9 protein-coding genes are annotated in these 13,138 nt (G+C 74.8%); 8 read left to right on the plus strand and 1 reads right to left on the minus strand.

Annotation, left to right across the window (positions count from 1 at the left end; all coding sequences use genetic code 11):
* The 6 genes from IE124_RS32100 to IE124_RS32125 all read left to right on the plus strand — a co-directional run.
* Positions 1 to 532 (plus strand): flotillin domain-containing protein (locus IE124_RS32100; RefSeq protein ID WP_306432454.1); only part of this gene is annotated, 532 nt, incomplete at its 5' end.
* 58 nt (positions 533 to 590) lie between these two features.
* Complete coding sequence (gene pdxR, locus IE124_RS32105) at positions 591 to 2,033, plus strand: MocR-like pyridoxine biosynthesis transcription factor PdxR (RefSeq protein WP_229833086.1); 1,443 nt, start codon at positions 591 to 593, stop codon at positions 2,031 to 2,033.
* Between the two features lie 125 nt (positions 2,034 to 2,158).
* The gene (locus IE124_RS32110; protein WP_189513205.1) at positions 2,159 to 3,787 is read left to right on the plus strand and encodes an alkaline phosphatase D family protein; all 1,629 of its coding nucleotides are present in this window, start codon (positions 2,159 to 2,161) and stop codon (positions 3,785 to 3,787) included.
* Between the two features lie 71 nt (positions 3,788 to 3,858).
* Positions 3,859 to 5,268, plus strand: a complete 1,410-nt coding sequence (locus IE124_RS32115) for an SWIM zinc finger family protein (RefSeq protein ID WP_189513207.1) — start codon at positions 3,859 to 3,861, stop codon at positions 5,266 to 5,268.
* A 167-nt stretch (positions 5,269 to 5,435) separates the two neighbouring features.
* Positions 5,436 to 8,075: a DUF7824 domain-containing protein gene (locus IE124_RS32120; RefSeq protein ID WP_229833089.1), complete on the plus strand. Its 2,640-nt coding sequence runs from the start codon at positions 5,436 to 5,438 to the stop codon at positions 8,073 to 8,075.
* Positions 8,076 to 8,216: 141 nt separating this feature from the next.
* Positions 8,217 to 9,680 carry a GNAT family N-acetyltransferase gene (locus tag IE124_RS32125; protein ID WP_189513209.1) on the plus strand — a complete coding sequence of 488 codons (1,464 nt, stop codon included), beginning with the start codon at positions 8,217 to 8,219 and terminating at the stop codon, positions 9,678 to 9,680.
* Here the strand turns inward: IE124_RS32125 and IE124_RS32130 are convergent.
* Positions 9,589 to 10,818, minus strand: a complete 1,230-nt coding sequence (locus IE124_RS32130) for a trans-sulfuration enzyme family protein (RefSeq protein ID WP_370468854.1) — start codon at positions 10,816 to 10,818, stop codon at positions 9,589 to 9,591. The genes IE124_RS32125 and IE124_RS32130 overlap by 92 nt on opposite strands.
* 59 nt (positions 10,819 to 10,877) lie before the next feature.
* On the opposite strand from IE124_RS32130, the gene IE124_RS32135 reads away from it, so the two are divergent.
* Together IE124_RS32135 and IE124_RS32140 are read left to right on the plus strand one after the other, a co-directional pair.
* Complete coding sequence (locus IE124_RS32135; protein ID WP_189513211.1) at positions 10,878 to 11,375, plus strand: Lrp/AsnC family transcriptional regulator; 498 nt, start codon at positions 10,878 to 10,880, stop codon at positions 11,373 to 11,375.
* A gap of 48 nt (positions 11,376 to 11,423) precedes the next feature.
* Complete coding sequence (locus tag IE124_RS32140; RefSeq protein ID WP_189513213.1) at positions 11,424 to 13,127, plus strand: DUF885 domain-containing protein; 1,704 nt, start codon at positions 11,424 to 11,426, stop codon at positions 13,125 to 13,127.
* Positions 13,128 to 13,138 lie beyond the last annotated feature (11 nt).

Here is a 13,138-nt window from a genome sequence, read left to right on the forward strand (position 1 = left end):
GCCCGCCGACGCCGCCCGCTACCAGGCCGAGCAGGAGGCCGAGGCGCGCCGCATCGCCCTGGTCAAGCAGGCCGAGGCCGACGCCCAGCGGGACAGGCTCACGGGTGAGGGTGAGAAGGCGCGCCGCGCGGCCCTCGCCGACGCCGTACGCATCGAGGGCGAGGCCGAGGCCGCGGCCATCGCCGCGCGGGGCTCCGCAGAGGCCGAGGCCATGGAGAAGAAGGCAGACGCCTTCGCTCAGTACGGTGACGCCGCCGTCCTCCAGATGCTGGTCGAGGTGCTGCCGCAGGTCGTCGCCAAGGCGTCCGAGCCGCTGTCGGCCGTCGACAAGCTGACCGTCATCTCCACCGACGGCGCCGGCCAGTTGACCCGTACCGTCACCGACAACGTCGCCCAGGGCATGGAACTCCTCTCCTCCACCACGGGGGTCGACCTCGCCCAGCTCCTCCAGGGCATCACCCAGCGGAAGCCGGTCCCGGCGCCGGCCCCGGGACAGTCCACCACCGGCACTCCGGTCGAGATCGGCGAGTAGGGCACACTCGTCGTACGGGTCGGGAGCGGACTCCCGGAGACAGGATCGTGAGGCGGACGTGCCATTCGAGGCGGACGGGAGCCGTCCGGACGCGGGGCCGCGCGCCCAGCCCGCCTGGGAGTTGCTCCTGCCGGCGGCCGGCGCAGCGGCCCGGCGGCGGGGGCGGGCCCTCCAGGAAGCCCTGCGGGACGCGGTGCGCTCGGGGCGGCTGGCGCCGGGGACCCGGCTTCCGTCGAGCCGTGAGCTCGCGGCCGACCTCGGTGTCTCGCGAGGTCTGGTCACCGAGACGTACGAGCAGCTCACCGCCGAGGGGTACCTGCGCAGCGACCGGGGCGCGGGGACCTGGGTGGGCGGTGCGGCGCGCTCCGCCGTACGCGGGGTCCGCGACCCGGCGCCCGGGGTGCCCGGGGTCCTGGTGGACTTCCGACCGGGCACCCCCGACCTGTCGCTGTTCCCGAGGGCCGCGTGGGCGGCGGCCCAGCGGTCCGTCATGGCGCGGCTGCCGCACCCCGCGCTCGGCTACCCGGACCCGCGCGGGCTGCCGGAGCTGCGCGAGGCCCTAGCCGGGATGCTGACGCGGCGGCGGGGCGTGGTGGCCGATCCGGAGCGTCTCGTGGTCTGTTCGGGCGTGGCGCAGGCGTCGACGCTGCTCGGCTTCGTGCTGCGGGGGCGGGGTCTGCGCGCGGTAGGCGTCGAGGATCCCGGCAGCCCGGAGCACGGGCGGCTGTTCGCGGCGACCGGGATGGACACCGTGTGGCTGCCGCTCGACGAGGAGGGACTGCGACCCGGGCCGCTCGCAGAGTCCGGGGTGCGCGCGGTGGTCGTGACTCCCTCGCACCAGTTCCCGTCCGGGATCAGCTGGTCGGCGGAGCGGCGTGCCACGCTCCTCGACTGGGCGCGGACGGTGGACGGGTACGTCCTGGAGGACGACTACGACGGCGACTTCCGGTACGACCGGGCGCCCGTCGGCGCGCTCCAGGGCCTCGACCCGGAGCGCGTCGCGTACGCGGGCTCGGTCAGCAAGTCGCTGGCCCCCGGGCTGCGCCTGGGCTGGATGCTCGTCCCGGAGGCGCTGCTCGACGAGGTCGTCGAGCGGAAGCGGACCATGGACCTCGGCAATCCCGTACTCGATCAGGCGACGCTCGCGGAGTTCGTGACGGGTGGCGGCTACGACCGGCAGTTGAGGCACTGTCAGCGCGCCTACCGGGAGCGGCGGGACGCGCTGCTCGCCGCGCTCGCCGAGTATCTTCCGGGCACCGGCGTGAGCGGGATCGCGGCCGGGCTCCACGTCATCGCGCGTGTGCCGGGCCGGTACGGGCCACCCGCACGGTTCCTGGCGCGGGCGGCGGAGGCGGGCGTGGCGCTGCGGCCCCTGGAGGAGTACGGCACGCAGCGGCCCGCCGACGGAGACGTACGGCTGGTCGTCGGGTACGCGCATCTGGCGCCCTCGGCCATCGAGCGGGGTGTCCGGCTGGTGGCGGAGGCGGCGGGCCGGAAGTGACCGGGCGGGAGTGACCGGGCGGGAGTGATCTGTTCACGCGGGGTTCGCGCGGGCGCCGTCCCCGGCCGTTAGGCAGGGTGCGGCGGCGCGAATCGCGCGCCCGGACACGCTCCCGGAGGTCTTCCATGTCCCACCCCGCACCCGGTACGTCTCCCTCCCCCGCACGGCGCGAACTGCTGCGCGGCTCGCTCGCCGCCTCGGCGGCGCTCGCGCTCGGCGGCGCGGGCCTGACGGCCCCGGCGTTCGCGCTGTCGGGACGGCCGCGGGCCGGCTGGGGTGTGCAGACGGGAGACGTCACGGCCTCCTCCGGTCTGGTGTGGGTGCGCTCGGACCGGCCCGCGCGCATGCTCGTCGAGACCTCGGCGAGCGAGTCGTTCCGACGGGTACGCCGGCACCACGGGCCACTGGTCGGCGCGGGCACGGACTTCACCGGTACGACCGCGCTGCGCGGGCTGCCGGCCGGCGAGCAGATCCACTACCGGGTGACGCTCGCGGACCCGGACGACCCGCGCCGGACGGGCGAGCCGGTCGTCGGTACCTTCCGCACGGCCCCGGAGCGGCGCCGTGACGGGGTCCGCTTCCTGTGGTCCGGGGACATCGCGGGCCAGGGCTGGGGCATCAACCCGGACATCGGCGGCTTCCGCGCGTACGAGGAGATGCGCCGCCTCGACCCGGACTTCTTCCTGTGCAGCGGCGACTCGATCTACGCCGACGGGGTCGTCCAGCCGAGCGTGACGCTGCCCGACGGGCGCATCTGGCGGAACGTCACGACGCCGGAGAAGTCGAAGGTCGCGGAGACGCTCGCGGAGTACCGGGGCAACTTCCGCTACAACCTCCTCGACCACAACGTCCGGGCGTTCAACGCGCAGGTGCCGTCGGTGGTGCAGTGGGACGACCACGAGGTGCGCAACAACTGGTACCCGGGCCAGATCCTGGACGACGCGCGGTACACGGAGAAGGACGTGGACGTGCTCGCGGCCCGCGCGCTGCGGGCCTTCGGCGAGTACACGCCGGTGTCCACCCTCCACGCGCGCGGGAGTGCGGGCAGGGGCGTCGGCGCGGGTGCGGGCGGGGGCTCGCGGGCCGGGCGGATGCACCGGGTGGTGCGGTACGGGCCGCTGCTCGACGTGTTCGTGCTCGACATGCGGTCGTACCGGAACGCCAACTCCCCCGGCCGGCAGGCCGACGACACCACGGGCATCCTGGGCGCGGAGCAGCTCGCCTGGCTGAAGCGGGAGCTCGCCGCGTCGACGGCGGTGTGGAAGGTGCTCGCGGCGGACATGCCGCTCGGGCTCGTCGTGCCGGACGGCTCCGCGAACTTCGAGGCGGTCGCGCAGGGCGACCCGGGCGCGCCGCTGGGCCGCGAGCTCCAGATCGCGGAGCTGCTGCGGTTCGTGAAGCACCGCCGGATCACCGGCACGGTGTGGCTGACGGCGGACGTGCACTACACGTCGGCGCAGCACTACGCGCCGGAGCGGGCTGCCTTCCAGGACTTCGCGCCCTTCTGGGAGTTCGTCTCCGGGCCGCTGGCGGCGGGCGGGTTCCCGGCGAACGCGCTGGACGCGACCTTCGGCCCGGAGCGGGTCTTCGTCCGGGCGCCGGAGCGGGCGAACGTGTCGCCGATGGAGAGCCCGCAGTACTTCGGGGAGGTCGACATCGACGGACACAGCGGCGAACTGACGGTGCGGCTCCGGGCCGAGGGCGGGTCGGTGCTGTTCAGCAAGGTGCTGCGGCCGGGGCTCGTCGGACAGTAACCGCCGGGCGGGGCGCGGTGCGGAGAGGACTCGCGGGGGGATTGTCAGTGGGGGGTCCTACCGTTTTCCTCATGACGCGATCCGTACATGCGCTCGCCTACGCACGCCCTTCCGTGCTGGAGTCAACGGGCTCCGGCCGGCTGCTCGGCCTGGAGACGGCGGGTGGTCTCACGCCCCGGGGTGCCGAGGCCCGTCCCCGTTTCTTCTCCGGTTTCCTGGCCGCTCCTCAGGCCGCCGCGCGCGGTCTGCTCGCGGTCGCCGACGTGGCCGCGGCCCGCTACCACCAGCGGACGCGGCCGGGTTCGCTGGACCCTGTGGTGACGGGGAACGGGGACCGGCTGCGGTTCGAGTCCTTCTCCGGCTGCGGCGGGGTGTACGCGCGCCTGGACGTGCTCTCCGAGGGACTCGACGGCGCGGAGACGGGTCACGGCACGACCAACGTGGATGTCAACGACCCGCTGCGCGAGGCCCTGTCGCGGATGACCGGGGACGAGCCGCTGCATCTGCGGGTCGGCCCCGAGGAGTTGGCGGTGACCACTCTGGCCGGGGCCGTCGTGGAGAAGAAGGTCCCGCTTCCGGACCGGTGGCTGCGGGGCTTCGCCGAGGCTCAGGTCGCCTCGACCCGGTTCGACCTGCGGGCCGAGCTGGCGGGAGCGGAAGCCGTACGGTTCCTGCGCTCGCTGCCGCGCGGACAGGGCCGGGGGCGGGGTCCGCTGTGGATCGCCCCCGCGGGCCGGACGCTGCGTCCGACGACGCGGCCGGGCCCGGGTGCGGTGTGTCTGCCGGGCCCCGACCGGCTGGCCGCCCTGGAGCGGGTGCTGCGGCACGCGACGGGGCTGCGAGTGTACGGGCCGGTGCCGGACGGCACGGCGGCGACGGCGAGCGCCTGGGAGGTGACCCTGCCGGGCATGCGGCTCACGCTGACGCTGTCGCCCGACCCGGCGCGGGGCTTCTCCGGCGAGGGCGGCGTCCTGGAGGCGCTGGCGACGGAGGACGCGGCGCGGGACGCGGAACTGGTGGCGGTGCTGCTGGCCTGGGAGCCCCGGATCGACCCGGCGGACCTCGCGGCGCAGTCCGGTCTCACGGCCGACCGGGTGCGGGCGGCGCTGACCCGGCTGGGCACGGCGGGCCGGGTGGGGTACGACGTGGCGGAGGCCGCCTACTTCCACCGCGAGCTGCCGTACGACGCGGACCGTGCCGAGCGGCACAACCCCCGGCTGGTGAGCGCGCGCAGGCTGGTCGCGGAGGGCGCGGTGGAGCTCGAAGGGGAGGCGGCGACGGTGACCTCGGGCGAGCGGCGCTACCGGGTACGGGAGTCGCACGGGTCGCTGACCTGCACGTGCCAGTGGTGGGCGGACCACCAGGGGCGGCGCGGCCCGTGCAAGCACGCGCTTGCGGTTCGGATGGTCCGGCGCGGCGCGTCGGCCGCCGAGCCCGTGCCGGGCGGGGAGCCGAGAGCGGGTCAGGAGGTTGCGGGGTGACGGGTCACGAAGCGGAGCAGCGGAAGTCGGGGGCCGGGGCAGTGACACGAGGGACGGAGAAGGCCGTGGGGACGGGGAAGGGCGAGGGGGCCGAAGTGACCGTGGTGACCGCAGAGAGCGCAGAGAGCGCGGAGACCACAGCGACCGCAGCGAGTGGAGCGAGTGGAGTGTCCGCGGAGATCGCGAAGTTGATGGAGGCGGTGCGCGGTGGGCGCGCCGAAGACGTGCCCGCGCGGCTGGAGGGGCTGGGTGCGGCGGAGCGGCGGACCGTCCTCGCCCGGCTGAAGGTGCTGCGCGCCGAGGTGCGGGGCTGGGAGTCGAAGCGGCCGAGGGAGGCGGCCGACGTCCGGCGCGCGCTGTACGTCGCGGGGGCCGGCTGCCACCCGGGGGCCGCGGGGGCGGCGACCTGGCTCGGCGGCCGCGATCTGCTGCCCTGGCGCTCGGAGGGCGGTGACCTGGTGCTCCGGGCGGTCGCCGGGCAGACGCCGGAGTGGCTGGCCGAAGTGGCGGGCCGACTCGCCGCGCGGCCGTCCGTGGCGGAGCACAGCTACCGGGTGATCCGCGGACTGGCCGAGCGTGCGGGCTGCCCGGTTCCGGCGACGGACGGCTACGTCCTCGGCTGGGCCTGGGAGTTCCGGGCGGGCAGCCGCTGGCGGCGGTCGGCCGACGCCCCCGCGCTCCTGGACCGGCTGCGGGAGGACCCGCAGACGCCGGTCCTCGTGGTCCACGCGCTGTCGATGGCGGAGAGCCCCGACGAGCTGACCTGGACGCTCACCGAGGCTCCCCGGGCGCACTGGCCCACCGCCGTCGCGGCGCTCGTCGCGGAGGGCGTGCTGGACCGGGCGGAAGTCCTGGGCGCGGCCGTCTCCCGGCTGCTGCGGGGCGGTCGTCCCCGTGACCTGCGGTTCCCGCTGGACGTCCTGCGGCTGGTCGGGCCGACGGCGGCGGAGTTCCGTGAGCGGGTCCCGGACCTGGTCGGGATGGTGGCGGACGGGCCGTCGCCGATCGCGGGGTACGCGCAGGAGGCCCTCTCCGGGCTGGCGGCGGACGGGACGCTGTCGACCGGCGCTCTGGCCGAGATGACGGGGGCGGCGCTCTTCCGGACCGAGAAGAAGCTGGTGCGGGCGCAGTTGACGCTGGTCGGCAAGGTACTGGCGCGGGATCCGGGTGCGGCGGCCGAGCTGCTGCCGGCGGTGTCGGAGGTCTTCGGGAACGAGGACACCGAGCTCCAGGGGCGCGGGCTGAAGCTTGTGGGTCGTCATCTGCCCGCTGTGGACGGGTCCGTACGGCTGGAGCTGGCCGGTCGGGCCGGGCTGCTGAGCCCGGTGCACCGACAGGCCGCCGTGGAGCTGTTCGGGGGGTCCGTGGAGTTCGGGGCCGGGCTCCCCTACGAGGAGATCCTGCCGCCCGTGCCCGAGCCGCAACTGGTCGGACCCCCGGCGGCGACGGTCGAGGAACTGGTGGAGGAGCTGCTGGCGAAGGGTGTCTCCGACGATCCGGTGCGCTTCGAGCGGGCCCTCGACGGGCTGGTGCGCCACGCACACCGGGACCGGGAGGCGCTGACCTCGGCGGTGCGGGAGGCGTTCGCCACGGCGGGCTGGGAGGAGCCGTACCACTTCGCGTACGGCAGCCACGGCGTGCACGCGGTGCTGGCGGGGCTGCTCGGGACGGTCGACCGGTCGTGGATCGACTCCCGTCTCGCGCGGGAGCCGGAGGCGACGGCCTGTCTCCACGAGGGGCTGACGGGCATCAGGGACACCCGGCTGTGGGAGGCCGCCTCCCTCGTCGGTACGGACGCGCTGCCCTTCCTGCTGGCCGCGCCGACCCTGAGCACCGGCGGCATCGATCCGGCGACGCTCGTGGAGCGGCTGCGCGCCTACCGGGACGCGGGCGTCGAGCACGCCCCCGTCGACCTGGCCCAGGCCCTGCTGCGGGTCCTGCGGGCCGATCCGGGGGCCGGGCGGGCGGCCGAGGAGGCCTGGGAGCTGGACACCCCGGCCGGGCTGCGGCTCGCAGCGTGGCTGCGGTCGGAGACGCCGCTGGCGGCGGACGTGCGGGTCCTCGGGCGGGAGGAGGACCGTTCGCTGCTGCGGTGGCACGTCGTGCACCGGCTGGTCGTGGACGTCGCGGACAGCGCCGTGGTGCGGGAGGAGTTCCCGCCCGCCTTTCGGTGGCTGGGCGGTGTCCTGGAGGCGGCGCCCCGCTCGTGCTCGCACTGGATCGTCGGCGGGGAGCACTGGGCCTCGGTCCTGCCGGCCGACCGCGAGGTGCTCGCGGCCTGCCTCGTGCCCTCACTCGCGCGGTCCGTCGGCGGCGGCGCGCGGGAGACGACCGAACCGCTGACCGGGACGGCCGAGGCCGAGGGCCCCGTGGGCCGGGGCGTCGCGCTCGCGCTCGCGCTCGGGCTGGGCAACGGGGACGCGGACGACCGGCTGCGGGCGGTGGACGCGCTGCTCGTGCTCGCGTCCCGGGGCGACCTGGACGCGCGGCGGGTGGGTGAGGAGCTGGGCTGGCTGCTCGCCGAGGGTTCGGTGAAGCCGAACCGGCTGGCGGACGCGGCCCGGACGGCGGCGGCCACCGGGGCGTACGGGACGGTCTGGGCGGTCCTCGCCGCGGCGCTCCCGGAAGCGCTGGGCGACGGGAAGCCGGTGCGTGGCCTGGGCGAGGTGCTCGCGGTGGCGGCCGACTGCGTGGAGCGGTGCGGGGCGCGGGGCGAGCTCGCGGGCCTCGACGGCGTCGCCTCGGCGAAGGGCTCCACCCAGCTGGTCGCCCAGGCGAAGCGGCTGCGGGACGCGCTCCGTCGGTGAGCCGATCGGCGCCCGGTCATGGGCCCGATCAGACCTTGACCCAAACGGTCTGAATCGGGCCCTAAGGCACCAGATCGGCGCTTAACCCGTCAGTCACAGAACGTTCGTGATCACGCAACACCGCTGGGTCACAGTGAGGTCATGACCGACGTGACGTCTTCGAAGAGCAGCCGCCGCCCGCACCACTGGCGGCACGACCTGATCGAGCTCGCCGCCCTGTTCACCGCCGTGGTGGTGGCCGACACGATCGCCAAGACCATCGCCAAGGGGCCCGACGGCGCCTACCTCCTGGTGTTCTCGGCGATCGCGCTGGTCGCCACCGCGGCGTTCCACACCTGGTGGGCGCGGAGGCACAGCCATGCTCCGCCCCCCGGGACCGCGGGCGGGGACGCCGACGGGCGTTCCCCCGCCGCTTCGACGGCCGAAGACGGCGAGGACGCGACCGGTGGAGGCGAGGACGCGGAGGGCGCCCCGAGGCCGCCCGCCGAGACCGCGCTCTGGCGCATGCGGACCACCGTCGAGGACACTCCGGGCAGCCTCGCCGCCCTGTGCACGGTCCTCGCCCGGCTGGGCGTGGACATCCTCACCCTCCAGACCCACCCTCTCGCGCGGGGCACGGTCGACGAGTTCCTTCTGCGCGCCCCCGCCGAGCTCTCCGCCCAGGACCTCGCCCGCGAGACGGCGGCGGCCGGCGGCCGTGACACGTGGACCGAGCGGGCCGACGCCCACGACCTGGTCGACACGCCGACCCGGGTCATCGGCCTCGCCACCCGTACGGCTCTCGACGCTGCCGAACTGCCCCTCGCGTTGCGCGGGCTCCTCGGCCGCTGCACGCTCCACTCCGTGCCGGCGCTGTCCCTCACGGGCCGGCCGATCGGCGAACAGGCCCCGGTCGAAGGAGTGCTGGAGGAGACCGTGATGCGGCTGCGCGATCCGCACGGCGGCACGCTCATCGTCGAGCGGCCCTATCTGCCCTTCACCCCGACCGAGTTCGCCCGCGCCCGCGCGCTCGTCGAGCTCGACGCCCGGCTCGGCCCGCGCGTGCCGCGCAGCCAGGACGTACTGACCCTTCCGGAGGGCAACGAGATCACGGTCCGCCGCGCCGACCAGCGTGACCTGCGGGCCGCACGGGCGATGCACGACCGCTGCTCGGCCCGCACGCTCGGCCTGCGCTACCACGGCCCCGTCGGGGACGCCGACCGCTACCTCGACCATCTGCTCAGCCCCCGCTTCGGGCGCACCCTCGCCGTGCAGACGGCCTCCGGCCGGCTCGTCGCCCTCGGCCATCTGCTGTGGGACGGCGACGAGACCGAGGTCGCCCTGATGGTCGAGGACGACTGGCAGCGGCGCGGGATCGGCGCCGAACTCCTCGGCCGCCTGGTGGCGATGGCCGAGGAGGCCGGCTGCGCGAGCGTGTACGCCGTGACCCAGGCGTCCAACACCGGGATGGTGGCCGCCATGCGGGCGCTGCGGCTCCCCCTCGACTACCAGATCGAGGAGGGCACGCTCGTCATCACCGCGCGACTGGCCGCGGCACCGCACCGGAGCCCGCGGTCAGAGACTCGGCCCCTGCCTCACGAAGAGGTCCGGCGGGCGGAGCGCTGAGCGCCTGCGTCAGGTCCCGCCACAGGTCCTCGACGTCCTCCAGGCCGACCGACATGCGCAGCAGCCGGTCGCTGACGCCCGCCGAGCGGCGGTCTCCCTCGGCCACGATCCGGTGGCTGATGGAGGCCGGGTGCTGGATGAGGGTGTCGACGCTGCCGAGGCTGACCGCCGGCGTGATCAGCCGTACTCCGGCGATCACGTCGTGCGGGTCGCCGTAGACCTCGAAGGCGATCATCGCGCCGCCGATCCGCGGATAGTGGACGCGGGCTATCCGGGGGTCGGTGGCGAGCCGCCGGACGAGCTCGGCGGCCGAGGAGGACGCCGCCCTGACCCGTACGGGAAGGGTGGAGAGGCCGCGGAGCAGCAGATAGCCGGCGAGCGGGTGGAGCACCCCGCCGGTCGCGAAGCGGACCTGGCGGAGCGTACGGGCGAACTCCTCGTCGCAGGCGACGACGCCGCCCATGACGTCGCCGTGCCCGCCCAGGTACTTGGTCGCGCTGTGCAGCACGATCCGCGCGCCCTGCTCGACGGGGCGCTGGAGGACCGGCGTGGCGAAGGTGTTGTCGACCAGGAGCGGCACGGAGCCGCAGGAGTGGGCGAGGGCGCGGATGTCGGCCTCGGCCAGCGTCGGGTTCGCCGGGGACTCCACCATGACGAGGCCCGTGTCGGGGCGGATCGCGTCGGCGATGCCCGCCGGGTCGGTCCAGGTGACCTCGGTGCCGAGCAGCCCGGCCTCGAGGAGGTGGTCGCTGCAGCCGTACAGCGGACGGACCGCGACCACGTGACGCAGCCCCTGGCTCGCCCGGGCGAGCAGGACGGCGGTGAACGCCGCCATGCCGCTGGCGAAGGCGACGGCGGCCTCGGTGCCCTCCAGGCGGGCGAGGGCCTCCTCGAAGCGGGCCACGGTGGGATTGTCGAGCCGGGCGTAGACGGGCGGACCGTCGAGCCTCGCGCCGGTGGTCGCGAACTCGTCGATGCGGGCGGCCTCCGCCCGGGCGTCGTACGAGGGGTAGGTGGTCGACAGGTCGATCGGCGGGGCGTGCAGACCGAGCGTGGCGAGGTCCTCGCGGCCGGCGTGCACGGCTTCGGTGGCGAGCGCCCTCGGGGTGGCCGAGGGGTCGCGGTCCATGGCGTCCATGGCGGCACTGTGAACGTTTACCGGAAGGTAGCGGGAACGAGCCGTGCTACGTTCGACAGATGGCCGAATCTGTCGTACTGGACGCGGTCGATCTGCACATTCTTCGCCTCTTGCAGAACGACGCCCGGACCACCTACCGCGAACTCGCCGCCGAGGTCGGCGTGGCGCCCTCGACCTGCCTGGACCGAGTGGCCCGGCTGCGCCGCACGGGCGTGATCCTGGGCCATCAACTACGACTGGATCCGGCCAAACTCGGTCGTGGGCTGGAAGCCCTTCTCCTCGTCCAGGTCCGGCCCCATCGGCGCGAACTGATCGGTCCGTTCGTCGACCGGATCCGGGCCCTTCCCGAGTCCCGGGCGCTCTTCCACCTCACGGGTCCCGACGACTACCTGGTCCACGTGGCCGTGGCGGACCCCGCCGACCTGCAACGACTCGTACTGGACGAGTTCACGTCCCGCCGCGAGGTGGCCCGCGTCGAGACGCGGCTGATCTTCCAGCAGTGGGAATGCGGCCCGCTCCTGCCGCCCTCGGCGGGCCCTTCCTTGTCAGCCGACTGAGGCCGGACGAGGGTGACGGACCCGGCGCAAGACGCCAGGATGACCCCCATGCCAGAGACTTCCAGCAGCCCGCTGCCCCGCCAGGTCGCCGACGCCCACGTCGACGCACTCATCGCCCTCGACCCGATCACCGGTACGTACCTGGGAGTCAAGGAGAGCGCCGGTCGTCTGCCGGACTTCTCGCCCGCCGGGCAGAAGGCCGTGGCCGACCTCGCCCGGCGCACGCTCGCGGCGCTGGACGCGGCGGAGCTCGCCCCCGGCGCCGAGAGCGACGCGGAGCGGCGGTGCGCGCGGCTGCTGCGGGAGCGTCTCACGGCCGAACTCGCCGTGCACGAGGCCGACGAGGGCCTGTGCGTGGTCAGCAACCTGCGCTCGCCCGCCCACAGCGTGCGCATCGTCTTCACGATGATGCCGACGGAGACCGCCGAGGACTGGACGGCGGTCGCCACCCGGCTGCGGGCCGTCCCCGCGGCGCTGGAGGGGTACCGCTCGGCGCTGGCGCTCGGCCTGGAGCGCAAGCTCTACGCCGGGCCGCGCCCCACCGCCACCTTCGTCGGCCAGCTCACCGAGTGGGCCGGCGCGACGAGCGAACGGCGGGGCTGGTTCGAGGAGTTCGCCGCGGCCTGTCCCGACACGCTGCCCGAGGAGCTCAGGTCCGAGCTCGCGGAGGCCTCCCGGGGTGCCACCGGGGCGGTGGCGGCGCTGCGGGACTGGATGCGGGAGGTGTACGCACCGACCGTCGCGGACGCGCCGAACACGGTGGGCCGTGAGCGGTACCAGCGCTGGAGCCGCTACTTCAACGGCACCGACCTGGACCTCGACCAGGCCTACGCGTACGGCTGGTCCGAGTACCACAGGCTCCTCGGCGAGATGCGGACCGAGGCCGACCGGATCCTGCCCGGCGCGGGCCCCTGGGAGGCCCTCGCCCACCTCGACGAGCACGGCACGCACATCGAAGGGGTCGAGGAGGTACGGGTCTGGCTCCAGGCGCTGATGGACGAGGCCATCGAGGCGCTCGACGGCACCCACTTCGAACTGGCCGAGCGCGTACGGCGGGTGGAGTCCCGGATCGCCCCGGCCGGCGGCGCCGCGGCCCCGTACTACACCGGCCCGTCCGAGGACTTCTCGCGCCCCGGCCGCACCTGGCTCCCGGTGGACGGCCTGAACCGCTTCCCCGTCTACGACCTGGTGTCGACCTGGTACCACGAGGGGGTGCCGGGCCATCACCTCCAGAGCGCCCAGTGGGTGCACGTCGCCGACCGGCTCTCCCGCTACCAGGCGACCATCGGCAAGGTGAGCGCCAACATGGAGGGGTGGGCGCTGTACGCGGAGCGCCTGATGGACGAGCTCGGCTTCCTGCCCGACGCGGAGCGGCGCCTCGGCTACCTCGACGGCCAGATGATGCGCGCGTGCCGGGTGATCGTGGACATCGGCATGCACCTGGGCCTGGAGATCCCGGCGGACTCGCCGTTCCGGCCGGGCGAGCGGTGGACGCCGGAGCTCGCGCAGGAGTTCTTCCAGCTGCACAGCAGCCGGCCGCCGGCCTTCGTGGAGAGCGAGATGACCCGCTACCTCTCCATGCCGGGGCAGGCGATCGGCTACAAGCTGGGCGAGCGCGCCTGGCTGCTGGGCAGGGCCAACGCGCGGGCCGCGCACGGCGACGCGTTCGACGCGAAGACCTGGCACATGGCGGCCCTCTCGCAGGGCCCGCTGGGTCTCGACGACCTGGTCGACGAGCTGTCGCGGCTCTGAGAAGCAGGACG

Source organism: Streptomyces narbonensis (genome assembly GCF_014649015.1).
Taxonomy (GTDB): Bacteria; Actinomycetota; Actinomycetes; order Streptomycetales; family Streptomycetaceae; genus Streptomyces; species Streptomyces narbonensis.